Source organism: Sphaerisporangium sp. NPDC088356 (assembly GCF_040685555.1).
In the GTDB taxonomy this organism is placed as follows: Bacteria; Actinomycetota; Actinomycetes; order Streptosporangiales; family Streptosporangiaceae; genus Sphaerisporangium.
Genome location: NZ_JBFBIK010000023.1, coordinates 52,555 through 76,634, shown reverse-complemented (window position 1 = coordinate 76,634; position 24,080 = coordinate 52,555). Strand labels below are relative to the sequence as shown.

24 protein-coding genes are annotated in these 24,080 nt (G+C 68.6%); 4 read left to right on the top strand and 20 right to left on the bottom strand.

Annotation, left to right across the window (positions count from 1 at the left end; translation table 11 throughout):
• Positions 1-664 (bottom strand): peptide-methionine (S)-S-oxide reductase MsrA (gene msrA, locus AB0O34_RS12000; RefSeq protein WP_363915344.1); only part of this gene is annotated, 664 nt, incomplete at its 3' end.
• 138 nt (positions 665-802) lie between these two features.
• On the opposite strand from msrA, the gene rarD reads away from it, so the two are divergent.
• Positions 803-1,720, top strand: a complete 918-nt coding sequence (gene rarD / locus AB0O34_RS11995) for an EamA family transporter RarD (protein WP_363915343.1) — start codon at positions 803-805, stop codon at positions 1,718-1,720.
• 125 nt (positions 1,721-1,845) lie between these two features.
• Positions 1,846-2,814, top strand: coding sequence for an LLM class flavin-dependent oxidoreductase (locus AB0O34_RS11990; protein ID WP_363915342.1), 969 nt, complete (start codon positions 1,846-1,848; stop codon positions 2,812-2,814).
• A gap of 16 nt (positions 2,815-2,830) precedes the next feature.
• On the opposite strand, the gene AB0O34_RS11985 is transcribed toward AB0O34_RS11990, so the two are convergent.
• The 17 genes from AB0O34_RS11985 to AB0O34_RS11905 all read right to left on the bottom strand — a co-directional run bounded on the left by AB0O34_RS11985 (position 2,831) and on the right by AB0O34_RS11905 (position 21,465).
• On the bottom strand, positions 2,831-3,826 hold the full coding sequence (locus AB0O34_RS11985; protein WP_363915341.1) for a polyprenyl synthetase family protein: 996 nt from the start codon (positions 3,824-3,826) through the stop codon (positions 2,831-2,833).
• A gap of 12 nt (positions 3,827-3,838) precedes the next feature.
• Positions 3,839-5,398: an NADH-quinone oxidoreductase subunit NuoN gene (gene nuoN, locus AB0O34_RS11980; RefSeq protein ID WP_363915340.1), complete on the bottom strand. Its 1,560-nt coding sequence runs from the start codon at positions 5,396-5,398 to the stop codon at positions 3,839-3,841.
• Positions 5,395-6,924 (bottom strand): NADH-quinone oxidoreductase subunit M, encoded by a 1,530-nt coding sequence (locus AB0O34_RS11975; protein ID WP_363915339.1) that lies wholly within the window; start codon positions 6,922-6,924, stop codon positions 5,395-5,397. Before AB0O34_RS11975 ends, nuoN begins: the two co-directional genes overlap by 4 nt.
• Positions 6,924-8,837 carry an NADH-quinone oxidoreductase subunit L gene (gene nuoL / locus AB0O34_RS11970; RefSeq protein ID WP_363915338.1) on the bottom strand — a complete coding sequence of 638 codons (1,914 nt, stop codon included), beginning with the start codon at positions 8,835-8,837 and terminating at the stop codon, positions 6,924-6,926. Before nuoL ends, AB0O34_RS11975 begins: the two co-directional genes overlap by 1 nt.
• Before the next feature lie 3 nt (positions 8,838-8,840).
• Positions 8,841-9,137: an NADH-quinone oxidoreductase subunit NuoK gene (gene nuoK, locus AB0O34_RS11965; protein WP_363915337.1), complete on the bottom strand. Its 297-nt coding sequence runs from the start codon at positions 9,135-9,137 to the stop codon at positions 8,841-8,843.
• Complete coding sequence (locus AB0O34_RS11960; protein ID WP_363915336.1) at positions 9,134-10,036, bottom strand: NADH-quinone oxidoreductase subunit J; 903 nt, start codon at positions 10,034-10,036, stop codon at positions 9,134-9,136. Before AB0O34_RS11960 ends, nuoK begins: the two co-directional genes overlap by 4 nt.
• Entirely contained in the window at positions 10,029-10,544 is a 516-nt protein-coding gene (gene nuoI, locus AB0O34_RS11955; RefSeq protein WP_358548424.1) for an NADH-quinone oxidoreductase subunit NuoI, read from the bottom strand. The genes AB0O34_RS11960 and nuoI overlap by 8 nt, the downstream gene beginning before the upstream one ends.
• Complete coding sequence (nuoH, locus tag AB0O34_RS11950) at positions 10,531-11,886, bottom strand: NADH-quinone oxidoreductase subunit NuoH (RefSeq protein WP_363915335.1); 1,356 nt, start codon at positions 11,884-11,886, stop codon at positions 10,531-10,533. The genes nuoI and nuoH overlap by 14 nt, the downstream gene beginning before the upstream one ends.
• Positions 11,883-14,309, bottom strand: a complete 2,427-nt coding sequence (locus AB0O34_RS11945; protein WP_363915334.1) for an NADH-quinone oxidoreductase subunit G — start codon at positions 14,307-14,309, stop codon at positions 11,883-11,885. Before AB0O34_RS11945 ends, nuoH begins: the two co-directional genes overlap by 4 nt.
• Positions 14,306-15,592, bottom strand: coding sequence for an NADH-quinone oxidoreductase subunit NuoF (gene nuoF / locus AB0O34_RS11940; protein ID WP_363915333.1), 1,287 nt, complete (start codon positions 15,590-15,592; stop codon positions 14,306-14,308). The genes AB0O34_RS11945 and nuoF overlap by 4 nt, the downstream gene beginning before the upstream one ends.
• The gene (nuoE, locus tag AB0O34_RS11935) at positions 15,589-16,266 is read right to left on the bottom strand and encodes an NADH-quinone oxidoreductase subunit NuoE (protein ID WP_363915332.1); all 678 of its coding nucleotides are present in this window, start codon (positions 16,264-16,266) and stop codon (positions 15,589-15,591) included. Before nuoE ends, nuoF begins: the two co-directional genes overlap by 4 nt.
• Positions 16,263-17,615, bottom strand: a complete 1,353-nt coding sequence (locus AB0O34_RS11930) for an NADH-quinone oxidoreductase subunit D (RefSeq protein WP_363915331.1) — start codon at positions 17,613-17,615, stop codon at positions 16,263-16,265. Before AB0O34_RS11930 ends, nuoE begins: the two co-directional genes overlap by 4 nt.
• A complete protein-coding gene (locus AB0O34_RS11925; protein WP_363915330.1) occupies positions 17,612-18,289 on the bottom strand; it encodes an NADH-quinone oxidoreductase subunit C in 678 nt (225 codons plus the stop codon). The genes AB0O34_RS11930 and AB0O34_RS11925 overlap by 4 nt, the downstream gene beginning before the upstream one ends.
• Positions 18,286-18,837, bottom strand: a complete 552-nt coding sequence (locus tag AB0O34_RS11920) for an NADH-quinone oxidoreductase subunit B (RefSeq protein ID WP_262842214.1) — start codon at positions 18,835-18,837, stop codon at positions 18,286-18,288. Before AB0O34_RS11920 ends, AB0O34_RS11925 begins: the two co-directional genes overlap by 4 nt.
• 39 nt (positions 18,838-18,876) lie before the next feature.
• Positions 18,877-19,236, bottom strand: coding sequence for an NADH-quinone oxidoreductase subunit A (locus AB0O34_RS11915; protein WP_203993453.1), 360 nt, complete (start codon positions 19,234-19,236; stop codon positions 18,877-18,879).
• 91 nt (positions 19,237-19,327) lie between these two features.
• Positions 19,328-20,602 (bottom strand): geranylgeranyl reductase family protein, encoded by a 1,275-nt coding sequence (locus AB0O34_RS11910; RefSeq protein WP_363915329.1) that lies wholly within the window; start codon positions 20,600-20,602, stop codon positions 19,328-19,330.
• A 128-nt stretch (positions 20,603-20,730) separates the two neighbouring features.
• A complete protein-coding gene (locus AB0O34_RS11905; protein ID WP_363915328.1) occupies positions 20,731-21,465 on the bottom strand; it encodes a demethylmenaquinone methyltransferase in 735 nt (244 codons plus the stop codon).
• A 113-nt stretch (positions 21,466-21,578) separates the two neighbouring features.
• Here AB0O34_RS11905 and AB0O34_RS11900 point away from each other — a divergent pair, with 113 nt between their 5' ends.
• A complete protein-coding gene (locus tag AB0O34_RS11900; RefSeq protein WP_363915327.1) occupies positions 21,579-22,829 on the top strand; it encodes a delta-60 repeat domain-containing protein in 1,251 nt (416 codons plus the stop codon).
• Here the strand turns inward: AB0O34_RS11900 and AB0O34_RS11895 are convergent.
• Entirely contained in the window at positions 22,826-23,026 is a 201-nt protein-coding gene (locus tag AB0O34_RS11895; RefSeq protein ID WP_363915326.1) for a DUF4229 domain-containing protein, read from the bottom strand. The genes AB0O34_RS11900 and AB0O34_RS11895 overlap by 4 nt on opposite strands.
• A gap of 293 nt (positions 23,027-23,319) precedes the next feature.
• Between AB0O34_RS11895 and AB0O34_RS11890 the strand changes: the two genes are divergently transcribed.
• Positions 23,320-23,559 (top strand): BldC family transcriptional regulator, encoded by a 240-nt coding sequence (locus AB0O34_RS11890; protein ID WP_262842220.1) that lies wholly within the window; start codon positions 23,320-23,322, stop codon positions 23,557-23,559.
• Between the two features lie 268 nt (positions 23,560-23,827).
• Here AB0O34_RS11890 and AB0O34_RS11885 read toward each other — a convergent pair whose 3' ends face one another.
• A complete protein-coding gene (locus tag AB0O34_RS11885; RefSeq protein WP_363915325.1) occupies positions 23,828-24,073 on the bottom strand; it encodes a hypothetical protein in 246 nt (81 codons plus the stop codon).
• Positions 24,074-24,080: the final 7 nt, after the last annotated feature.

Genomic DNA, 24,080 nt, shown 5'->3' with positions numbered 1-24,080 from the left:
TCTGGCAGGCGGCCCACTCGGACGGGTCACCTAGCTTGACGTTGGTGCCGCCGATGCCGCAGTAGCCGTTTTTGTTGCGCCAAAGGTACTGCTGGTGATAGTCCTCCGCGAAGAAGAATTGGGGGGCCGGGGCGATTTCTGTGGTGATGGGGTCGTAGCCGGCCGTGGTGAGGACCTGCTGGTACGCGTCGCGGGAAGCCCGTGCGGACTTCTCCTGGGCAGGGCCGTGGGTGTAGATGGCCGAACGGTACTGCGTGCCGACGTCGTTGCCCTGGCGCATGCCCTGCGTGGGGTCGTGCGCCTCCCAGAAGACCTTGAGGAGTTCCTCGTACGACACCCGGCTGGGGTCGAAGACGACACGGACGGCCTCGGTGTGGCCGGTGAGCCCGGTGCACACTTCCTCGTATGTCGGGTTCGGGGTGTGACCGCCCTGGTAGCCGACCGATGTCGAGACGACGCCCGGGGTCTGCCAGAACTTGCGCTCCGCGCCCCAGAAGCAGCCGAGCCCGAACTCGGCGATCTCGGTCCCCTCGGGGTACGGCCCGGCGAGGGGCGCGTCGAGCACCTCGTGCCGTGCGGGCACGGGCATCGTCGTCGTACGTCCGGGGAGTGCTTCCTCCGCGGTCACCATCGAAGTCTTGTTCTTGCCGAAGAGCCAGCCCATCGCGCACCTCCGTCAGACAGCCTTGCAGAGACCCCAACCACCGCCCCGCCTCCCTTGTTCCTCAGGTAAGCATCGCTTAAGAGAGGACAAAGGCTTGCTTATTTGTGGTAAAGGCTGTCAGTAGCGAAAATAGCCTACATGCCTGATTCGCGCCGTGGTGTCTTGTACGGCATAGCCGCCTACGTCATGTGGGGCCTCTTCCCCCTCTACTGGCCACTGCTCAAGCCTTCCGGGGCGGTGGAGATCCTCGCCCACCGCATGGTCTGGTCGCTGGTGGCGGTCATCGCCGTGCTCGTCGTGAGACGCCACTGGTCCTGGTTCCGGGAGCTCGCCGGGCAGCCCAGAAAGCTTCTCCTGCTCACCCTCGCCGCCGTGGTCGTCTCGGTGAACTGGGGCGTCTACATCTACGCCGTCAACGCGGGCCACGTGGTCGAGAGCGCGCTCGGGTACTTCATCAACCCCCTGGTCAGCGTGCTGTTCGGTGTGATGATCTTCCGAGAGCGGCTGCGCCCGTGGCAGTGGGTGGCCGTGGGTCTCGGCACCCTGGCCGTCGTCGTCCTCACCGTGGACTACGGCCGGCCGCCGTGGATCGCGCTCGTCCTCGCGGTCAGCTTCGGGACGTACGGGCTGATCAAGAAGTCCGCGAACGTGGGCGCGGCCGAGAGCCTGACGGTGGAGACCCTCGTCCTCCTGCTGCCGGCCCTGGCGTATCTGGTGTTCCTACAGGTCCAGGGGACGTCCACCTTCGGTAACGAGGGGCTCGGCCATGCCGCCCTGCTGGCGGGCGCCGGTCTGGTCACGGCGATCCCGCTCATGTGCTTCACCGCCGCCGCGATCCGCGTCCCGCTCACGTTGATCGGACTTCTGCAGTACATCGCGCCCATTCTGCAGTTCCTCTGCGGTGTGCTGGTGGCCCACGAGACCATGCCGCCCAGCCGCTGGGCCGGTTTCACGATCATCTGGCTCGCCCTGGCCGTCTTCAGCTGGGAAGGGCTGCACAACGCCCACACGGTGAGGCGCGCGGCCAAAAGGGCTCCCGCCCTCGAAGCCGTCTGAGCTACGTCGCCGGACGTACCCGGCGAACCGCGCATACCTCCTAGGCCGTACGAGAGACCCCGCCGACCGGCCGACGACGGTGCCCGCCGCAGGCGAGAGCATCGACGGGAACCAAGGGGGTAAAGATGGCAGATCGCCTCTTTCGCTTCGGGGTAGTCGCGGGGATGGCGGGAGACGCCGATCAGTGGATCGGGCTCGCACGCCACGCTGAGGACCTCGGGTACGCGACCTTTCTGACGCCGGACACGCTCAATACGCTTCCGCCACTGCTCTCGCTGAGCGCGGCGGCGGCGGCGACCACGTCGATCGGGCTAGGCACGTTCGTCCTCGCGGCCCCGTACCGGCGGCCGGCGCAGCTCGCGTGGGAGGTCGCCGGGCTCAGCCTCCTGTCGGGCGGACGGTTCGAGCTCGGGCTCGGCGCCGGACGGCCGCACGCGCGAGAGGACGCGGCCCGGCTCGGCGTGCCGTTCGGCTCGCCCGACCAGCGGATCAGGCAGCTCGAAGACGTGATCCACCAGACGAGGAAGTGGCCGGGGCCCAGCGGGCCCAAAATCACAGGTCCGAGCGGGCCCACAACCTCAGGTCCGAGCGGGCCCAAGACCACACGTCCGAGCGGGCCCACAGCCGAGGGTCTCAGCGAGCCCAAAGCCATGGCTCGCAGGGAGGCGACTGCCAAGGAACCTGGTGCTGCCGCCGGACCGGCCCCTCGCCTGCTGATCGCGGCCTCCGGGGCCCGGATGATGGGCTTCGCCGCGAGGAACGCCGATACCGTCGCCCTGGGACTCCCGGCGTCCACCCCCGAGGACGGCCTGGCGGAGCACGTACGCCTGATCCGGCAGGCGAGCGACGACTTCGACGGCCTGGAGCTCAGCGCCGGTCTCCACGTGGTGGGTGATGAGGTTCCCCCGTGGCTGGTCCGGCAGATGGGCTCGGACGTCCCTGAGGACTCGATCGCCGTGCTCAGGGGAACGCCACGCCAGATGGCCGACCGGCTGCTCCACCGCAGGGACGCTCACCACATCTCCTACATCACGGTGAACGCGATGTACGCCGACCGGCTCGCGCCCGTGGTGGAACTCCTCTCGCGCACCTGAGACGCCCGGTAGAAGGTCAGCCGGAGCGGTCGGCCACGTAGTCGCAGAGGGCCAGCAGGGCCGCGCGGGCGGGGATGTCGGGCAGCGCCAAGAGGTCGCCACGCGCCCGTTCGACCCACGACATGAGCTCGGCACGGGCGCGGAGCATGGCCGAGTTGGCCCGGAGCAGCTCCACGGCCTCCTCGACGTTCTCCGCCGCGACGGGACCCGAGAGCAGCTGCCGCAGCCGCCCGTCCTCAGGGGCCGAAGACTGCAGCACGTACAGGACGGGCAGCGTGCGGATGCCCTCACGCAGGTCGGTGCCCGGGGTCTTGCCGCTCTCGCCCGCGGACGAGGCGACGTCCAGCAGGTCGTCCCCCAGTTGCCAGGCCACGCCGATGGCCTCGCAGGCGCTGGTGAGGCGGTCGACGACCTCGGCGGACGCCCCCGCCAGCATGCCTCCGAACCGGCCGGAGGTGGCGATCAGCGAGCCGGTCTTGTCGGCCAGCACATCGATGTAGTGCGTGACGGCATCCACCCCGGGCCGGGGGCCGATGGTCTCGCGGATCTGGCCGCGGACCAGCCGGGAGAACGTCTGCGCCTGGATGCGGACCAGCTCGGGCCCGAGGTCGGCGAGGATCTCGGAGGCCTGGGCGAACAGGTAGTCGCCCGTGAGGATGGCCACCGTGTTGTCCCACCGGGCATTGGCGGACGGGGAGCCCCGGCGCACCCGGGCCTCGTCCATGACGTCGTCGTGGTACAGCGTCGCGAGGTGGGTGAGCTCGATCACCACCGCCCCTGGCACGATGCCGGGCGCGGTGGGGTCACCGAAGTGCGAGGCCAGGAGCACGATCATCGCCCGGAAGCGCTTGCCGCCGGCCTCGATGAGGTGCTTGGACGCCTCCGCCACGAAGGCGTCCTCGCTGTCGGCTGACGTGCGGAGCAGCTTCTCGACGGCGTCGAGGCCACTGGCGATATCCGCTGCCAGCCCTTCGTCGATGAAAGGCAGGTCGACTACGGGCGGCGCGGCCATGAACCATTACTCCTAACGGACGAACAGCGACTGCGCAGCCGTGTGCGCGAGGTCGAGCACGGGCTGCGGGAAGACCCCGAGCACTACCGTAGCCGCCGCAGAAAGCGTGACCACAGCCGCGGTCCCCATGCTCGGCGCGGCGATGGTCGGACCCTCGGGAGCCGGGTCGCTGAAGAACATCAGGACGATCACGCGGACGTAGAAGAACGCCGCCATCGCGGAGGTCACCACACCCACGATGACGAGCCCGACCGCCCCGCCGGAGACGGCGGCGGCGAACACCGCGTACTTCCCGAAGAAGCCGGAGGTCAGCGGGATGCCGGCGAAGGCGAGCAGGAAGAGGGCGAAGATGCCCGCGAGGACGGGTGAGCGCTTGCCGAGGCCCGCCCAGCGGGACAGGTGCCCCGCCTCGCCTCCGGCGTCCCGGATCATCGTGACGACGGCGAAGGCGCCGACCGTGGCGAAGCCGTAGGCGACGAGGTAGAACAGGATGCCCGAGAGTGCGCTGACATTCTGCGCCTCCTTGCCGGTCGCCACCACGGCGGTCAGCAGGAAGCCGGTGTGCGCGATCGACGAGTAGGCCAGCATGCGCTTGATGTCGGTCTGGGTGATCGCGAGGATCGCGCCGATGACCATCGTGAGGATGGCGACGGCCCACAGCACCGGGATCCACTCGGTGTCGAGGTTGCCGAGCGCCACCCAGAAGACCCGCAGCAGCGCGCCGAACGCGGCGATCAGCGTGCCGGAGGCCATCAGCGCGGTGATGGGCGTCGGCGAGCCCTGGTACACGTCGGGCTTCCACGCCTGGAACGGAGCTGCGCCGATCTTGAACAGGAGGCCGACGCCGAGCAGCGCGGCGCCCATGTACAGGAGGCTGTCCTGGCCGCCCACGGTGCCGAGGGCCTTCTCGATGGCCCCGAGGTCGACCGATCCGGCGAAGCCGTACAGAAGGGCAGTTCCGTACAGGAAGAACGCCGAGGAGAAGGCGCCGAGCAGGAAGTACTTCATGGCCGCCTCCTGCGAGAGCAGGCGGCGACGGCGGGCAAGGCCGCACAGGAGGTACAGCGGCAGGGACATGACTTCAAGGGCCACGAACATGATCAGCAGGTCGTTCGAGGCGGGGAAGAGCATCATGCCGCCGACGGCGAAGAGCACCAGCGGGTAGATCTCGGTGTGCGCACCGCCCTCGGCGATCGCCCGGTCCTCCTCGGCGCTGCCGGGGACGGCCGCGGCCTGCGCCACGAAGTGGTCGTCGTCGTTGATCAGCAGCACGCTGACGATCGCGAGCAGGAGGATGGCGCCCCAGATGAACAGCGACGGCCCGTCGACGGCCACCGCGCCCATGGCGGCGGCGTTGCGCACGCCCTGGAAGCCTTCCCAGACGGTCAGCGCGAACGCGCCCAGCATCGACAGGATCGTGATGGGCATCTGGATCGACTTGCGCAGGTAGCGCGGCGTGAAGGCCTCGACGAGGACACCGGCGATCGCCGCGCCGAAGACGATGAGCATCGGGGCGAGCTGCCCATATTCGATCTTCGGCGCCTCAATGGTGACGGCGGCGAGCGTGCTCACTGGCCTGCCCCCTTCTTCTCAGCGGTGGCGGGTATGGCGGGGGTGAACTGCGGCGCCTGCACGCTGGTGAGGGTGTGGTGGACCGCCGGGTTGATCACGTCGAGCAGCGGCTTGGGGAAGAACCCGAAGCCGATGAGCAGCGCGAGCAGCGGCGCGACCACGAACTTCTCGCGGAGGTTCAGGTCGGTGATGCCGCGGACCTTCTCGGCCGTCGGGCCGGTCATCATCCGCTGGTACATCCACAGGATGTAGACGGCCGCGAGGACCATGCCCGACAGGGCGATGATGCTCGGGACGACGTACCGCTCGTAGGTGCCGATCAGGACGAGGAACTCGCTCACGAAGGTCGACAGGCCGGGCAGCGACAGCGACGACAGGCCGGCGACCAGGAAGGTGCCCGCCAGCACGGGGGCGACCTTCTGCACGCCTCCGTAGTCCGCGATGTACTGCGAGCCTCTGCGGTTGATCAGGAAGCCCGCGAGCAGGAACAGCGCGCCCGTCGAGAAGCCGTGGTTCACCATGTACAGCGTGGCGCCGGAGCCGGCGTCGGCGGTCATGGCGAAGACGCCCATCGTGATGAAGCCGAAGTGCGAGATCGACGTGTAGGCGATGAGCCGCTTCATGTCGGTCTGCCCGATGGCGACGATCGCGCCGTACACGATGCCGATCACGCTCAGCGTGATCACCAGCGGTGTGAAGAACTTCGCGGCGTCCGGGAACAGCTCCAGGCAGAAGCGGAGCATGCCGTACGTCCCGACCTTGTCGAGCACGCCGACGAGCAGCACGGCCGCACCGGCGGGCGCCTGCGCGGCGGCGTCGGGCAGCCAGGTGTGGAACGGCCAGAGCGGGGCCTTCACCGCGAACGCGATGAAGAAGCCGAGGAACAGCCACTTCTGCGTGGTCGGGTCCTTGATGACCCCGATCAGCTCGGGCTGCAGGAAGGTGCCCTTGCCGGCGACGGAGTAGAGCGCGATCACGGCCACCAGCATGAGCAGGCCGCCGAACAGCGAATACAGCAGGAACTTGACGGCCGCGTACGACCGCTGGGCTCCGCCGTAGGACCCGATCATGAAGTACATCGGGATCAGCATCGCTTCGAAGAAGACGTAGAAGAGGAAGATGTCGGTCGCCGCGAAGACGCCGATCATCATCGCCTCCAGCACCAGGATCAGTGCGAAGTACGTCTTGACCGACCGCTTGGCCTCCGGCCGGTCGGCGTCGTGCCAGGAGGCCAGCACGACGATCGGGACCAGCACCACCGCCAGCGCGATCAGCACCAGCGCGATGCCGTCGACGGCGACCGCGTAGTGGACCCCGAACGACGGGATCCAGTCGTAGACCTCGCTGAACTGGTCACGACGCCCGGAGGGGTCGAACTGGGACGCCATGATCAGCGTGAGCACCAGCACGACGAGCGAGACCGCGAGCGTGAGCTGCTTGGCGAGCTTGTCGTTGCCCTTGGGCACCGCCGCCACCGCCAGCGCGCCCACCACGGGCACGCCCATCAGGATTGAGAGCCAGGGCATCACAGGTTCCCTACGACGAACCATGCGCCGACCAGAAGGGCGGCGCCGAAGAATATCGACAAGGCGTACGACCGGACGAAGCCGGTCTGCACACGGCGCAGGCGGCCGGACGTACCGCCGATCATCGCCGCCAGGCCGTTCACCAGGCCGTCGACGCCGCGGTTGTCGAAGAACACCGCGAGCCGGGTCAGCCACTGGCCGGGGCGCATGAACAGCGCCTCGTTGAGGGCGTCGCCGTACAGGTCACGACGGGCGAAGACGGTGAGGAACGATCCGCGCGGGGCGACCGCGGGGACCTCGGACCTGCCGTACCGCATCCACGCGTACGCCACGCCGACCGCGACCAGCGCCAGGGTCACCAGACCGGTGACGCTGAACGGGGCGAACTCCGGCTCCGTGGCGGGCGCGCCGACGGCGGGCCGGAGGAACTCCATGAAGCGGTTCCCCATGATGAGGTACGCGCCGCCGAAGACCGAGCCGACCGACAGGATGATCAGCGGCCAGGTCATCACGGCGGGCGACTCGTGCGGGTGGGCGTCCTTGTCCCAGCGCCGCCGGCCGTGGAAGGTCATGAAGAACATCCGCGACATGTAGAAGCCGGTGAGGCCCGCGCCGATCACGGCCAGCCAGCCCAGGATCGGGTTGTGGTGCATCGCGGCCTCGATGATGCCGTCCTTGGTCCAGTAACCGGACAGCAGCGGGAAACCGATGATGGCCAGGTAACCGAGCCCGAAGGTGATCCACGTGATCTTCATGACGGAGGCCAGGCCCCCGTACTTGCGCATGTCGACCTCGTCGTTCATCGCGTGCATGACCGAGCCGGCACCGAGGAACATGGAGGCCTTGAAGAAGCCGTGCGCGATCAGGTGGGCGATGGCGAAGGCGTAGCCGACCGGGCCGAGGCCGGCGGCGAGCATCATGTAGCCGATCTGCGACATCGTGGAGCCCGCGAGGCCCTTCTTGATGTCGTCCTTGGCGGTACCGATGATCGCACCGGCGAGCAGCGTGGCCACCCCGACGATCGTCACGACGAGCTGCGCGGTCGGAGCCCCCTCGAAGATCGCGCCGGAGCGGACCACGAGGTAGACGCCGGCGGTGACCATGGTCGCCGCGTGGATGAGGGCCGAGACCGGGGTCGGGCCCTCCATCGCGTCCAGGAGCCAGGACTGCAGCGGGAGCTGGGCCGACTTGCCGCACGCGCCGAGCAGCAGCGCGAGGCCGATCAGCGTCAGCGTGCCCTGCGGCGCCTGCGAGGCGTGGGAGAAGACCGGGCCGAAGGCGACGGTGCCGAACGTCGTGAAGATGACGAAGATGCCGAGCGCGAGGCCCATGTCACCGACGCGGTTGACGACGAACGCCTTCTTGGCCGCCGCGGCGGCCGACGGCTTGTGCTGCCAGAAGCCGATCAGCAGGTAGGACGCGAGACCCACGCCCTCCCAGCCGATGTAGAGGCCGAGGTAGTTGTCGGCCAGCACCAGCAGGAGCATCGCCGCGACGAAGAGGTTCAGGTAGGCGAAGAACCGCCGCCGGTCAGGGTCGTGCGCCATGTAGCCGATCGAGTAGATGTGGATCAGCGATCCGACACCGGTGATCAGCAGGGCGAACGAGATCGACAGCGGGTCCAGCAGCAGGCCCATCTTGACGTCGATCGAGCCGCCGGGCAGGAATTCGTACAGCTCCACCACGCGGCGGCGCTGGTCGGCCCCGAGGCCGATCAGCTCGAAGAAGACGAGCACGGCGACCACGAACGACGCCAGCGACATGGCGACGCCGAGGAAGTGGCCCCAGCGGTCGGTACGACGGCCGCCCAGCAGCAGGATCGCCGCGCCCAAAAGGGGCAGGACGATCGTCAGCCAGGAGACGCCGATCACTCCACCGGAGTGCTGGACGATCTCAGCGGGTTCCACGGCCACCTCTTAGTACTTCAGCAGGTTGGCGTCGTCCACCGACGCGGACCTGCGGGTTCGGAAGATCGTCACGATGATCGCGAGACCCACGACGACCTCGGCAGCGGCCACGATCATCACGAAGAACGCGATGACCTGGCCTTCGAGGTTGCCGTGCTGCCTGGCGAACGTGACAAAAGCCAGGTTGCAGGCGTTGAGCATGAGCTCCACGCACATGAACACGACAATGGCGTTACGGCGTACGAGCACGCCGACACCGCCGATGGCGAACAGCAGCGCGGAGAGCACCAGGTAGTGGGTGGTCACTTGCCTTCCTCCTCGACGGGGCCGTCGGCGGCCCTGCCCGCGGTCTGGGCGACCTTGGGCTTGTCCTCCGCCTCGGGGGAGCCCCCGAGGGAGCCCTCGGGCTCCTCGGCGACGGCCTGGACGACCTTCGGCTTCTCGGCGCGGCCCGGGCCCGCGGCGACGTTCCTGATCGCCTGAGCGAGCCTCGGGTTCTCCGGCAGCCGGCCGCCCTCGACGTCGTGCCGGGCGATGACCCGGTTGACGGAGAGCTCTGAGACCGTACCGTCCGGCAGCAGGGCGGGCATGTCGATCGCGTTATGCCTCGCGTAGGTGCCGGGCCCGGGAAGCGTGCCGGGGTGCCCGCCGAGGAAGCGCGCGCGCGAAAGCTCCTTCTGGGACGCCTTCGGCGTGCTGCGCTCACGGTGCGCCAGCACCATCGCGCCGAGCGCGGCGGTGATGAGCAGCGCGGAGGTGACCTCGAACGCGAACACGTAGCGGGTGAAGATCAGCCTGGCCAGCGCGGGGACGTTGCCTCCGTCGGCCTTGACCGCCGAGGCCAGCCCGGTCGGGTCGCCGATCACCGCGTTGCCGATGCCGGCCGCCAGGAGCACCGCGAAGCCGAGGCCCGCGACGAGCGCCCAGAAGCGCTGACCCTTGATCGTCTCCACCAGGGAGTCCGAGGAGTCGACGCCGACCAGCATCAGCACGAACAGGAAGAGCATCATGACCGCGCCGGTGTAGACGATGATCTGCACCACTGCGAGGAACGGGGCGTCCTGCACGGCGTAGAGCACCGCCAGCGACAGCATCACCACGCCCAGCATGAGCGCGGAGTACACGGCCTTGCGGCTGAAGACGAGTCCGAACGCGGCGGCTACCGAGACGACCGCCAGCACCCAGAACGTGATGGTTTCACCCATTGCTACGGCCCAACCGGTAGTAGTCCTCTTCGGTCTCGCCGAGGCGCATGGAGTGCGGCGGCGCTTCCATGCCAGGACCCAGCGGCGCGAGCAGCATCTCCTTGGTGTAGATGAGGCTCTCACGACTGGAGTCCGCGAGCTCGTACTCGTTGGTCATCGTGAGCGCCCGTGTCGGGCACGCCTCGATGCACAGTCCGCACAGGATGCAGCGCAGATAGTTGATCTGGTACGTCCGGCCGTACCGCTCACCCGGGGAGTAGCGCTCCTCGTCGGTGTTGTCGGCACCTTCCACGAAGATCGCGTCCGCCGGGCAGGCCCAGGCGCAGAGCTCGCACCCGACGCACTTCTCCAGGCCGTCCGGCCAGCGGTTCAGCTGGTGGCGGCCGTGGAACCGAGGCGCGGTGGGCCGCTTCTCCTCGGGATAGTTGACCGTCACCGGCTTCTTGAACATGTGGTGGAAGGTGACGCCGAAGCCCTTTACGGGGTTCAGGAAATCAGTTAGTCCCACTGGGGACCTCCTTGCGTCCGTTGACGCCGTGGTAGTGCGGCAGGTCCAACGCCGGAACCGGGAACCCACCGGCGGCGGGCTCCTCCCGCAGCTGCTCGAACTCCGCCTCGACCTCGGCGGCCCTGGCCTCTCGGCGGCGCTGGTTCACCGTGTCGAAGCGGAAGTAGATCGCCAGGATTCCGACGACCACGATCGCCGCGATGACCAGCACGAGGGTCTTCTGGTCACCGGCGATCCGGGTGGCCCGGACGGTGGCGACCAGCAGGATCCACCCGAGGTTGAGCGGGATGAGGACCTTCCAGCCGAAGGCCATGAGCTGGTCGTACCGGATACGGGGCAGCGACGCGCGCACCCAGATGAAGAACGCGAACACCAGCACGAGCTTGATGAAGAACCACAACATCGGCCACCAGCCGACGTTCGCGCCGTCCCACAGCGAGATCGGCCACGGAGCGCGCCAGCCGCCGAGGAACAGCGTGATGCACAGGCCCGACACCGTGAACACGTTGGCGTACTCGGCCAGCATGAACATCGCGAACTTCAGCGACGAGGAGTACTCGGTGTGGAAGCCGCCGACCAGCTCGCCCTCGCCCTCGGGAAGGTCGAACGGCACGCGGTTCGTCTCGCCGAGCATCGTGATCACGTAGATCAGGAACGACGGGATCAGCAGGATCGCGTACCAGGACGGGAGCGGGATGGAGAGGCCGAAAGCCTCCCAGGTGCCGCCGGAGGCCTGCTTGGCCACGATCTCGGAGGTGGACAGCGTCCCCGCGAACAGGAACACCGCCACGAACGACAGGCCCATCGCGATCTCGTACGAGATGACCTGGGCCGTGGAGCGCAGGCCGCCCAGCACGGCGTACGGCGAGCGCGAGCCCCAGCCCGCGAGCACGATGCCGTAGACGCCGATCGAGGCCATGGCGAGGACCACCAGTACCGCGACGGGCAGATCGGTGAGCTGCAGCGGCGTCCGCACGCCGAACATCGACACCATCGGCCCGAAGGGGATGATCGAGTACGACAGGAACGCCGGCACCGCGATGATGATCGGCGCCAGGATGTAGACGAGCTTGTCGACGGTCCTCGGGAGGATGTCCTCCTTCAGCCCCATCTTGATGCCGTCGGCCACCGACTGGAGCAGGCCGAACTTGCCCGCCCGGTTGGGGCCGTAGCGGTGCTGCATGCGCGAGATGAGCTTGCGCTCGGTCCACACGCCGAACAGCACGCCCAGCATCAGGAAGACGAAGATGAAGACGGCCTTGATGATGGAGATCCACAAGGGATCCTTGCCGAAGTCGGCCAGGGTGGGCCCGGCCGGATCGGCCACGAGAAGAGGGCTCATGACGCGCTCCCGATCTTGACGACGTCGCCGGCCACGGCACGCAGGTCACGGGTGACCGAGCAGCCCGCCGAGTTGGCCGGCACCCAGACCACGCGGTCGGGCAGGTCGGCCACCCGCGCGGGCAGCGTGACCGTGCCGCCCTCCGTGGTGATCGTGACCTTACCGTCGAGCGCGCCGATCTCCGCCGCGGTGGTCTCGGAAAGCAGCGCCTCCACGGCCCGGCCCGTGCCGGCCAGGTACGGCTCGCCGTCCTGCAGGCGGCCGGAGTCGAGCAGGAAGTGCCACGTCGCGAGGATCGCCTCGCCGGCCCTGGGGTCGGCGTGCGTGCCGCCGGTCACGCTCGGGCCGTTGGACCGGGAGCCGCGCCAGGCGCCGAGGGCCGCGAGCTCGCGGCGGGCGGCGGCGGCGTCGGGCAGGCCCAGGTGCACGTCCATGTAGTCGCTGATCGCGGCGATCGCGCGCAGGTCGCTCATCACGCCGGGCACGTCGATGGCCTGCTCGAACGAGCGGCCGCGACCCTCCCAGTCGACGAACGTGCCGCTCTTCTCGGAGACGGCCGCGACGGGCAGCACCACGTCGGCGCGGTCGGTGACCGCGCTGGCGCGCATCTCCAGCGAGACGATGAACGGCGTGTTCTCAAGGGCCGCGAGCGCGGCCTCGGGGTCGGCCAGGTCGTAGGGGTCGACGCCCCCGATGACCAGGGCGTCGAGCTCGCCCGTGAGCGCGGCGGCGAGGATGCCCGAGGTGTCGCGTCCCGCCGTCTCGGGGAGCGCAGAGACGTTCCAGGCGCGGGCGACCTCGGCGCGAGCCGTGTCGTCACCGGCCGGGCGGCCGATGGGGAGGAGGTTCGGCAGCGCGCCCGCCTCGATGGCGCCGCGCTCACCGGCCCGGCGGGGCACCCAGGCCAGGCGCGCACCCGAGGTGGCGCTCAGCCGCAGGACTGCGGAGAGCGCGCCTCGCGAGGTGGCGAGCCGCTCGCCCACCAGGATGATCGTGCCGGGCTGCTTGAGCGCGTCGCCGACCGCCGAGGATCCGGAGATGAGGTCGCCGAGCGCCTCGGCCTCCGCGCCGGGAAGCGTGCGGATCAGCGTGCCGCCCATCTTGGCGAGGCCCGCCGAGGCGAACGGCGCGAGCGAGAAGACCTTCAGGCCGCGCTTGCGGAACGCCTTGCGGAGCCGCAGGAAGACGATCGGCGACTCCTCCTCGGGCTCGAACCCGGCGAGCAGCACGGCCGGGGCCTTCTCCAGGTCGGTGTAGGAGACCTCGATGCCCTTGCCCGCCACCGCGTGGGCGAGGAAGACCGTCTCCTCCTCCGACAGCGGGCGGGAGCGGAAGTCGACGTCGTTGGTGCCGAGCGCGATGCGGGCGAACTTGGAGTACGCGTAGGCGTCCTCGACGGTCGCCCGCCCGCCGACCAGCACGCCGGCCTTGCCCCTGGCCCTCGCGAGCCCCTCGGCCGCGGCGGTCAGGGCCTCGGGCCAGGAGGCGGGCCGCAGGTGGCCGGTCTCGTCACGGACGAGCGGGGACTGCAGGCGGTCGGGCTGGGTCGTGTAGGCGAACGCCCAGCGGCCCTTGTCGCAGTTCCACTCCTCGTTGACCTGCGGGTCGTCTCCGGCGAGGCGCCGGGTGACCTTGCCGCGCCGGTGGTCGGTGCGCAGCTCACAGCCGCTCGCGCAGTGCTCGCAGGCGCTCTGCGTGGACACCAGGTCGAACGGCCGCGACTTGAAGCGGTACGCGGCACCGGTGAGCGCACCCACCGGGCAGATCTGGATGGTGTTGCCGGAGAAGTACGAGTCGAACGGCTGGTCGTCGGCCACGCCCACCTGCTCGGAGGCGCCGCGCTCGAAGAAGTCGATCAGCGGGTCGCCGGCGATCTCGTCCGCGAAGCGGATGCAGCGGGCGCACTGGACGCAGCGCTCGCGGTCGAGCAGCACCTCGGTCGAGAGCGGGATCGGCTTCTTGAAGGTGCGCTTGGTCTCCTGGAAGCGCGTCTCGCCCTGGCCGTTCGACATGGCCTGGTTCTGCAGGGGGCACTCGCCGCCCTTGTCGCAGACCGGGCAGTCGAGCGGGTGGTTCAGGAGCAGCATCTCCATGGCGCCGCGCTGGGCCTTCTCGGCGACCGGTGAGGTGAGCTGCGTCTGGATGACCATGCCCTCGGCGACCTCGATGGCGCAGGACGGCTGCGGCTTCGGGAAGCCCCGGCCGTTGCCCGCGTCGGTGATGTCCACCAGGCACTGGCGGCAGTTGGCGGCCGGGTCGAGCAGCGGATGGTCGCAGAACCTCGGGATCTGGATGCCCAGCAGCTCGGCCGCCCGGATGATCAGGGTCCCCTTCGGGACACTGATCTGGAAGCCGTCGATGGTGAGGGTCACCATGTCGACCGGCTGCTCGACCGGTCCCGCCGAGGTTGTCTGTACTGTCATGCCTTGCCCCACACAGTTGACGCGGCGTGATCGAACGGACATCCGCCGATCTCGAAGTGCTTGAGGTATTCGTCGCGGAAGTGCTTCACCGACGAATGGATCGGGCTCGTCGCGCCGTCACCGAGGGCGCAGAACGACCGGCCCAGGATGTTGTCCGCGATGTCCGTGATCGTGGTGAGGTCCTCTTCGGTGCCCTGGCCCTTCTCGAGCCGCCGGAGTACCTGCTTGAGCCAGTAGGTGCCCTCCCGGCAGGGGGTGCACTTACCGCAGGACTCGTGGGCGTAGAACTCGGTCCACCGCAGCACCGCGCGCACGACGCAGGTCGTCTCGTCGAAGATCTGCAGCGCACGGGTGCCGAGCATCGAGCCCTTGGCGCCGACCGACTCGAAGTCGAGCGGGACGTCCAGGTGCTCGTCGGTGAAGATCGGGGTGGAGGAGCCGCCGGGGGTCCAGAACTTCAGCCGGTGGCCCGCCCGGATTCCGCCCGCCATGTCGAGCAGCTCGCGCAGGGTGATGCCGAGGGGTGCCTCGTACTGGCCGGGCCGGGTGACGTGGCCGCTCAGCGAGAAGATGCCGAAGCCCTTGGACTTCTCGGTGCCCATCGAGGCGAACCAGTCGGCGCCGTTTCCGATGATGCTGGGAACGCTGGCGACCGACTCGACGTTGTTGATGACAGTGGGGCACGCGTAAAGGCCCGCGACGGCGGGGAAGGGGGGCTTGAGCCGAGGTTGACCTCTGTAGCCCTCCAGCGAGTCGAGCAGCGCCGTCTCCTCGCCGCAGATGTAGGCGCCGGCGCCGCTGTGCACGACGAGCTCCAGGTCGTAGCCCGACCCGAGGATGTCCGCGCCGAGGTAGCCCTTCTCGTACGCCTCGGCGACCGCCGCCTGCACCCGGCGGATGACGTGCAGCACCTCGCCGCGGATGTAGATGAAGGCCTGGTTCGCGCGGATCGCGTAGGCCGTGATGATGATGCCCTCCACCAGCGAGTGGGGGTTGGCCATCATGAGCGGGATGTCCTTGCAGGTGCCCGGCTCCGACTCGTCGGCGTTGACGACGAGGTAGTGGGCCTTGCCGTCGCCCTGGGGGATGAAGCCCCACTTCATGCCGGTCGGGAAGCCCGCGCCGCCACGGCCGCGCAGGCCGGAGTCCTTGACCGCCTTGATGATGGCGTCGGGGTCCATCCCGAGCGCCTTCTTGGCGGATTCGTACTCGCCGTATCCCTGGAGGGTGAACGAGTCCGCCCGATCCCAGTTCGCGGTGAGGACCGGAGTCAGAGTCGTCATTCGGAGGCCCCCTTCGAAGGCGCCGGCGCCGTCCAGCCGTTCGCCTTGGCGATCTTGAGGCCCTCGACCGAGGGGCCGACGGCCGAGGGGCCGTCACCGGCCAGGCCGTCCGGCAGGCCCGCGAGCACGCGCGAGGCCTCCTTGAACGAGCACAGGCGTCCCGGGCCGCGGGACGGCGCGATCTCCTTGCCGGCGCGCAGGTCGTCGACGAGCTGCTTGGCGGAGTCGGGGGTCTGGTTGTCGAAGAACTCCCAGTTGACCATCATGACCGGGGCGAAGTCGCATGCGGCGTTGCACTCGATGCGCTCCAGCGAGACCTTGCCGTCGGGGGTGGTGTCCCCGTTGCCGAGGCCCACGTGCTCCGAGAGCTCGTCCCAGATCTGGTCGCCGCCCATGATCGCGCACAGCGAGTTGATGCAGACGCCCACGTGATACTCACCCGCGGGCTTGCGCTTGTACATCGTGTAGAACGTCGAGACGCCCACGACCTCGGCCTTGCTGAGGCCCAGCATCTCGGCGCAGAACTCCTGCCCGGCGTCGGAGACGTAACCGTCCTCCGACTGCACGAGGTGCAGCAGGGGCAGCAGCGCCGACCGGCTCTTCGGGTAGCGGCCGATGATCTCTTTCGCGTCGCGTTCGAGACGCTCGCGGACTTCCGGCGAGTAGGTCGTCACCGGTCCACACCTCCCATGACCGGGTCGATCGATGCGACCGCGGCGATGACGTCGGCAATCATGCCGCCTTCGCAGGTAGCGGGCACCGCCTGCAGGTTCGTGAACGACGGGTCGCGGAAGTGTACGCGGAAGGGGCGGGTGCCCCCGTCGCTCACGACGTGCGCGCCCAGCTCGCCGCGCGGCGACTCGACCGGGACGTACGCCTGGCCCGCCGGGACCCTGAAGCCCTCGGTCACCAGCTTGAAGTGGTGAATCAGCGCCTCCATCGAGCTGCTCATGATGTGGGCGATGTGATCGGGCGAGTTGCCGAGGCCGTCGGGGCCGAGCGCGAGCTGCGACGGCCAGCCGATCTTCTTGTCCTCGATCATGACCGGCTTGCCCTTGAGCTCGGAGCCGGAGAGCCGGTCGAGGCACTGGCTGATGATCTTGAGCGACTCCTCCATCTCGGCCACCCGTACGAGGTAGCGGCCGTAGACGTCGCACGAGGTCTCGGTCGGCACGTCGAAGTCGTAGGTCTCGTACCCGCTGTAGGGCTGCGACTTGCGAAGGTCCCACGGCAGGCCCGCGGCCCGCAGCATGGGGCCGGTGACGCCGAGCGCCATGCAGCCGGTGAGGTCGAGGTACGCGACGTCCTTGGTGCGCCGGGTGTACGCGGGGTTCGCGTCGAGCAGCTTGCGCATCTCCTTGATGCGGCCAGGCATGATCTTGAGGAACTCCCCGATCTTGTCGACCGCGCCCGCCGGCAGGTCGACGGACACGCCGCCCGGCCGGACGTACGCCATGTTCATGCGAAGTCCGGTGATGTACTCGAACAGGTCGAGCACCAGCTCGCGCTCGCGGAAGCCGAACAGCATCGGCGTCGTGGCGCCGAGCTCCAGGCCGAAGGTCGCGATGGCCACCAGGTGGGAGGAGATCCGGTTGAGCTCCATCATCATGACCCGGATGGTCTGCGCGCGCAGCGGCACCCGGTCGGTGATGCCGAGGAGCTTCTCCACCGCCATGCAGTACGCCGCCTCGTTGAAGATGGGCGACAGGTAGTCCATGCGGGTGACGAACGTGACCCCCTGGGTCCACGTCCGGAACTCCATGTTCTTCTCGATGCCGGTGTGGAGATAGCCGATCACCGTGCGCGCCTCGGTGACGGTCTCGCCGTCGAGGGTCAGCACGAGCCTGAGCACGCCGTGGGTGGACGGGTGCTGGGGGCCCATGTTGATGACCAGGCGCTCTTCGGAGGACTCGGCGACCGCGTCGACGACCTCGTCCCAGTCCTGACCGTTGACGCTGTAGACCCTGCCCTCGGTGGCGTCCTGCTCGGTCTGAGCGGTGTCACCGTCGTGGATGGCGGTCATGCGTACGACCTCCTCTGGTCCGGCGCGGGGATGGTGGCGCCGCGGTACTCGACCGGGATGCCGCCGAGCGGATAGTCCTTGCGCTGCGGGTGGCCTTCCCAGTCGTCGGGCATCTCGATGCGGGTGAGCGCCGGATGGCCGTCGAAGACGATCCCGAAGAAGTCGTAGGTCTCGCGTTCGTGCCAGTCGTGGGTCGGGTAGATCGACACCGTGGACGGGATGCGCGGATCCGAGTCCGGGCAGGAGACCTCGACGCGGACGCGCCGGTTGTGCGTGATCGAGCACAGGTGGTAGACCGCGCGCAGCTCGCCGCCGGCCTCCTCGGGGTAGTGCACGCCCGAGACGCCGAGCGACAGCTCGAAGCGCAGGTCGGTGTGGTCGCGCAGGTGCCGCATGACCTCGACCAGGCGCTCGCGCGCGACGTGCAGGGTCAGCTCGCCGCGGTCGACGACCACGCGCTCGACCATGTCGGCGTAGGCGTCGCCGGCCGCGCGCTCCAGCCCGTCGGCCACCTCGTCGAAGTAGCCGCCGTACGGCTTCGCGCTCGACAGCTGCGGCGCGCGGCGCACGACGAGCCGTCCGTAGCCGGAGGTGTCGCCGGAGTCGGTGGCGCCGAACATGCCGAGGCGGGCTACCGGCTCCTCCGGCACCCCGGGAAGGTTGTCAGTGCTCATTTCGAGGTCCCCTGATCGATGAGCGGAAGCGACCGGAGAGCCTGCAGCTCCAGCTCGTCGATCTGCTTGGCGCGGTGCGCGCCGAACTTCATGTTCTGGATCTTGTCGTGCAGCTTGACGATCGCGTCGATGAGCATCTCGGGGCGCGGCGGGCAGCCGGGCAGGTAGATGTCCACCGGCACGACGTGGTCGACGCCCTGCACGATCGCGTAGTTGTTGAACATGCCACCGCTGGAGGCGCAGACGCCCATCGCGATGACCCACTTCGGCTCGGCCATCTGGTCGTAGATCTGGCGCAGCACCGGTGCCATCTTCTGCGAGAGCCGGCCCGCCACGATCATCAGGTCGGCCTGGCGGGGGGACGCGGACGCGCGCTCCATGCCGAACCTGGCCAGGTCATGGTTGGGACCGCCGGTGGCCATCAGCTCGATGGCGCAGCAGGCCAGGCCGAACGTGGCCGGCCAGACGGAGTTCTTGCGCGCCCATCCGGCCGCCTGCTCCACGGTGGACAGGACGAATCCGCTGGGCAGTTTTTCTTCGAGACCCATCTCAGTGCTTCCTCTCGCGCGCCTCCGGCACGCTGCCTCTCAGTCCCAGTCCAGGCCGCGGCGACGCCAGACATAGGCGTACGCGACCAGGACGGTGACGATGAACAGCACCATCTCGACCAGCCCGAAGACCCCGAGCTGGTCGAAAGCGACCGCCCACGGATAAAGGAAGATGATCTCGATGTCGAACACGATGAAGAGCATCGCGGTGATCATGTACTTCAGCGGGAACCGGCCACCGCCGACGGGCTGCGGCGTGGGCTCGATGCCGCACTCGTAGGCGTCGAGCTTCGCGCGGTTCCAGCGCTTGGGGCCGGTGAAAGGCGCGATTCCCACGGAGAAGACGGCGAAGCCCGCCGCGAGAACCGCGAGCACCAGGATAGGCACATACAGTTCCATCGCTATGCGTCCCCTCTGAGCGCTGAAGCTTCGGTCAATCGGTTGCTGAGTCTAGGCAGGTCGATCATCGATCTTCGTTCCGGGTGCTGTGTCATGCCGGCGGCGTGACCTTGGACAGGGCGTTGATGATCCGGTCTGACGCATCGCCCTGCCGGTCCGTGAGATTAGCAAGGAGTTTCAGAGCGAACCGCATCAGAGTGGGATGTGGCAGGCCGTGCCGCGTGAGGAACCCCATCACGCCGGGCTTGCCGATGGCCTCGACGAACAGCCGCCCGAGGGTGAAGTAGCCGCCGTAGGCGTCCTTGAGCGTCTTCGGGTAGGCGCGCAGGACGCGCTCCCGCTGGGCGGGGGTGGTGCCGGACACGGCCGAGACGATGGTGTCGGCGGCGATGCGGCCGGTCTCCATCGCGTAGGCGATGCCCTCGCCGTTGAAGGGGTTGATCATGCCGCCCGCGTCGCCGACGAGCACCAGGCCGCGGGTGTAGTGCGGCTGCCGGTTGAAGGCCATCGGCAGCGCCGCGCCCCGGATCGGCCCCGTCATGTTCTCCTCGGCGAACCCCCACTCGGAGGGCATGTTCTTGACCCAGCGGCGCAGCAGGTCGCGGTAGTCGATGTTCTGGAACGCGGCGCTGGTGTTCAGGAGCCCGAGGCCGACGTTGCTGGTGCCGTCGCCGACGCCGAACACCCAGCCGTACCCGGGCAGCAGCCGGGGGGAGCCGTCCGGGTCGGTGTCCCACAGCTCCAGCCACGTCTCCAGCCAGTCGTCGTCGTGGCGGGGGCTGGTGTAGTAGGTGCGGACGGCGACGCCCATCGGGCGGTCGGTGCGCTTGTGCAGGCCCATCGACAGGGAAAGCCGCGTGGAGTTGCCGTCGGCGGCCACGACCAGGCGAGAGCGGTAGGTCACCGGCTCGCCGTCGTGCTTGGCGGTCACGCCGACGACGTGGCCGCTGCGCGGGTCGAGCACGGGGCCGGTGACGTTGACGCCCTGGAGCAGCCTGACGCCCGCCCGCTCGGCGTTGCCGGCCAGGATCTGGTCGAAGTCGAGGCGCGTGCGCACGAGGCCGAAGTCGGGGAAACTCGACAGCTCGGGCCAGGCCAGCTCAAGGCGCATGCCGCCGCCGACGGCCCGGAGCCCCTTGTTCCTGACCCAGCCGGGGGCGTCGATGTCGACGCCCATGGCGATCAGCTCCTTGACGGCGCGCGGCGTCAACCCGTCTCCGCACACCTTCTCGCGCGGAAATCGGGTCTTCTCCAGCAGCAGCACGTCGAAGCCGGCCTGTGCGAGATAGAAAGCCGTGGTCGAACCCGCGGGTCCGGCACCGACGACGATGATGTCGGCGTCCGCCGCGGGAGCTGACTCGCTCACGGGACCTGTCCTGTCCTGGGTGTCGAGGGCCTCGGGGTTCGGGGCCTTCGTTCCTTTGTGAACCACTTCACAAACTTGTCGGCGGAAGTCTAACCCTTTTTCCCTGCCCGATGTCAGATGGAGCTTACCTACTTGCCCACGGTTGGTTTACCAGCCCGATGGAGGGCCACGATGCCGAGCGAAAGATTGCGCCACTCGACCCGTTCCCAGCCCGCCTCTTGGAGAAGCCGGGCGAGACCGGCCTGATCAGGCCAGGCGCGGATCGACTCGGCGAGATATACGTACGAGTCGGGATTGGAGCTCACGGCGCGGGCGACGGGCGGCAGGAGCTTCATGATGTATTGCGTGTAAACCAGCTCGAACGGCTTCACCGTGGGCCTGGAGAACTCGCACACCACCAGCCGCCCGCCCGGTTTGGTGACCCGCAGCATCTCGCGCAGCGCCGCCACCGTGTCGTTGACGTTGCGCAGGCCGAACGAGATCGTCACGGCGTCGAAAGTGTCGTCCGCGAAGGGAAGATGCAGCGCGTCGCCTCCGATGAACGTGACGCCGCGCACTCCCCCGCCGTGCAGCCCGGACCCCCCACGCCGCTCGGCACCGGTGCGGAGCATGCCGAGCGAGAAGTCGCAGGCGATCGCCCGCGCCCCCAGGCCGGTGAAGGCGTCGGTCGAGGTGCCGGTGCCGGCCGCGAGGTCGAGGACGAGCTCCCCCGGACCGGCGTCGACGGCGACCGAGGTGGCCCTGCGCCAGAACCGGTCTTGGCCCAGCGACAGGACATCGTTGACCAAGTCATAGCGCCGGGCCGTGCGGTCGAACATCGCCGCCACCTCGTGCGGCTGTTTGTCCAGGGATGCACGCGTCATGCGTCAAGCTTAGTGCGCATGAGGTGATCGACCCAAAGTAGCCGCCTCATTACTCGGCGTCTGCTAGGACTTGGTGAATGTTTGCCCGAAAGTCGACCCGAAAGTCGACCGCCATGGCCGTCCCGCTGCTCGCGGGAGCCCTCACCGTCCTTCCCTGCACCCCCGCTTCGGCGGGCGACGTCGCGCAGGCCGGCGTCGTCTCGGCCCACCCCGTCGGCACCACCCCCCATGTGCTCGACGGCATCGTCAACGCCTTCGCCCTGGTCGGGGGCACCGTCGTCGTCGGCGGCGCGTTCAGTGAGGTGCGCGAGGCGGGCACCTCCACGAAGCTGCGGAAAAGCAACCTCTTCGCCTACGACCTCGCCACCGGCAAGATCGACACCCGCTTCACACCGCGGCTGGACGGCCCGGTCAACGCGCTGGCGGCGGGCCCGGACGGCTCGGTCTACGCCGGCGGGGCGTTCATCGGCGCCGGCGGCGCGGGCGGGGCCGGCCGCGGCCTGGCGCGGTTCAGCCTCGCGGACGGCTCGCCCGTCGCCGGCTTCTCCGCGCCGGTGCGCGGCGGCGACGTGTCCGCCCTCGCGTTCCACGGCGGCAAGCTGTACGTCGGCGGCGACTTCACCGGCATCGGCCGCACCGGCCGGGCGGCGCTGGCCCGGGTGGACGCGGCCACCGGAGCGGTCGACCCCTCCTTCACCGTCACCCCGGGCGGCGGGCGCGGCGGCACCCTCAAGGTCTACGCGATGGCCGCCACCCGCGACCGGCTCGCGGTCGACGGCTCCTTCACCACCCTGGACGGGCTGCGCCGCCCACAGGTGGGCCTCATCGACATCGGCGCCGCGCGGCCCTCGGTAACCGACTGGCACACCGAGGCGTACGCGGCCGACTGTAAGGACGTGTTCCCCTCTTACGTGCGAGGGCTGGATTTCTCACCTGACGGGCAGTATTTCGTCATCGTGACGACAGGAGGCGCCAAGGGCGCCAAGAAGCTGTGCGATTCAGCGGCGCGCTTCGAGACCTATTCACGCGGCGACGCCATCAGGCCCACGTGGATCAACTACACCGGCGGCGACTCGCTGTACTCGGTCGCGGTGACCGGGGCCGCCGTCTACGTGGGCGGCCATCAGCGGTGGCTGAACAACCCCAAGGGCTCAGACTCGGCGGGGCCCGGAGCGGTGGCGCGACCCGGCATTGGAGCGATTCACCCGGCCACCGGCAGAGCGCTCACATGGAACCCAACTCGCGACCGGGGCATCGGTGTCAAGGCGTTCCTGGCTCACAAAGGCGGCCTTCTCGTCGGAAGCGACACCACGCACCTCGGACACGAGTACCATGCCCGGGTCGGCATGTTCCCGCTTCCCTAAGCCCTGTGCCCCTTGCTGATCTGCTCACTCACCGCGTCTCGCTGCTTGGACAGCAGCACGTAGCTGGCTATGCCGCTGATCACGAAGCTGATCACGATGAGCCAGAAGGCGTTGTGGATGCCGATCAGGAAGAGGACACCAAGGGTGACGGCGAACAGACCGAGCCGTGACGCGGTGTAAACGAGAAACGATCGCACAACGTCGAGGTTACGTCACCGGCCCGGTGGAGCGGTCTACGGCCGCCACTGGACGGGAGCTGATTACGTCCGTGGAGCTTTACACCGCTCACTTCGCATCGGGAGCGAGCACTGCTAGTGTTCCCAACACGGCGCTTTTGTAAAGAAACACCCACGAGCGCCCCAAAGAGGCTCTATCATATAACAAACGGGCAGTCAGCTGATAACAACCCGTGATCTTTCGATCTAAATCACGGATATATCAGATTTCGCTCGGCAAACTGGATACCTGTCCGCCCGCTTCAGGATGCGGGATGCGAGGGGGAGAGATTGTGGAGAGTAGCAGCGAACGTCTGCTGACCCCCGGAGAGGTTGCCGCCCTCTTCCGGGTCGATCCAAAAACGGTGACGCGCTGGGCAGCGGCAGGCCGCATCAGCAGCATCCGTACCCCCGGAGGGCACCGGCGTTTCCGCGAGTCGGAGGTGCACGCTCTCCTGCGTGGCGAGGAAGTCCTAACGGCCGACCGGCCGAGCGGCGACTCACCGCGTGTCTGATGTACAGGCGAGAGAACGCCGCCCCCGGCGACCATCGTGGGGCGCGGTGATCTCAAAGCCAAGTCGCACCACCCGGTGATCCTGCGTGCCCCCGGAAGCCGCAGGGTCACTGTTCTTTTTTAGGACGCGCCTTTAATGCCTTTTGGGGTGCGATCTGTGTTCTGTGTCCGGCCGGTGCCGCCTTGCGAGTGGCTCCGCTTCCCGGCGCCGCGAGCCGGCACGCCCATCGGCACGCGACCGGCCGGCGCAACTCCCCCACAGCCGCGGTTCAGCGGTCGGTGGCCTGTGACTCCTTGAACGCCAGAAATTCGCGCTCCAGGTCGTCGTTCTCGTCCTTCCAGCGCCTGCGCCGCTCGGCGTCCTGCTCCTCGGTGATCGACTCGGGCAGCCAGCGGTCGTAGTCGGGGTCGCTGGGGGCGAGCTCCACGTAGGCGTTGCCGATCAGGCGGCCGTCGTCACTGGTGAGGGAATGCGGTATCCGCAACGTCCCGTCCGCGAGCCGGATGACGTACATGGCGGAT

Excerpts from the sequence above, each read along its gene's own strand:
- AB0O34_RS11920 (WP_262842214.1), bottom strand. The coding sequence starts at position 18,837 with ATGGGTCTCGAAGAAAAACTGCCCAGCGGATTCGTCCTGTCCACCGTG.
- AB0O34_RS11900 (WP_363915327.1), top strand. The coding sequence starts at position 21,579 with ATGGCCGTCCCGCTGCTCGCGGGAGCCCTCACCGTCCTTCCCTGCACC.
- AB0O34_RS11945 (WP_363915334.1), bottom strand. The coding sequence starts at position 14,309 with ATGACAGTACAGACAACCTCGGCGGGACCGGTCGAGCAGCCGGTCGAC.
- AB0O34_RS11960 (WP_363915336.1), bottom strand. The coding sequence starts at position 10,036 with ATGGGTGAAACCATCACGTTCTGGGTGCTGGCGGTCGTCTCGGTAGCC.
- AB0O34_RS11890 (WP_262842220.1), top strand. The coding sequence starts at position 23,320 with ATGCGAGGGGGAGAGATTGTGGAGAGTAGCAGCGAACGTCTGCTGACC.
- AB0O34_RS11930 (WP_363915331.1), bottom strand. The coding sequence starts at position 17,615 with ATGACCGCCATCCACGACGGTGACACCGCTCAGACCGAGCAGGACGCC.
- AB0O34_RS11885 (WP_363915325.1), bottom strand. The coding sequence starts at position 24,073 with ATGTACGTCATCCGGCTCGCGGACGGGACGTTGCGGATACCGCATTCC.
- rarD (WP_363915343.1), top strand. The coding sequence starts at position 803 with ATGCCTGATTCGCGCCGTGGTGTCTTGTACGGCATAGCCGCCTACGTC.
- AB0O34_RS11985 (WP_363915341.1), bottom strand. The coding sequence starts at position 3,826 with ATGGCCGCGCCGCCCGTAGTCGACCTGCCTTTCATCGACGAAGGGCTG.
- nuoF (WP_363915333.1), bottom strand. The coding sequence starts at position 15,592 with ATGACGACTCTGACTCCGGTCCTCACCGCGAACTGGGATCGGGCGGAC.
- AB0O34_RS11925 (WP_363915330.1), bottom strand. The coding sequence starts at position 18,289 with ATGAGCACTGACAACCTTCCCGGGGTGCCGGAGGAGCCGGTAGCCCGC.
- nuoH (WP_363915335.1), bottom strand. The coding sequence starts at position 11,886 with ATGAGCCCTCTTCTCGTGGCCGATCCGGCCGGGCCCACCCTGGCCGAC.
- AB0O34_RS11915 (WP_203993453.1), bottom strand. The coding sequence starts at position 19,236 with ATGGAACTGTATGTGCCTATCCTGGTGCTCGCGGTTCTCGCGGCGGGC.
- AB0O34_RS11990 (WP_363915342.1), top strand. The coding sequence starts at position 1,846 with ATGGCAGATCGCCTCTTTCGCTTCGGGGTAGTCGCGGGGATGGCGGGA.
- AB0O34_RS11905 (WP_363915328.1), bottom strand. The coding sequence starts at position 21,465 with ATGACGCGTGCATCCCTGGACAAACAGCCGCACGAGGTGGCGGCGATG.
- AB0O34_RS11975 (WP_363915339.1), bottom strand. The coding sequence starts at position 6,924 with ATGCCCTGGCTCTCAATCCTGATGGGCGTGCCCGTGGTGGGCGCGCTG.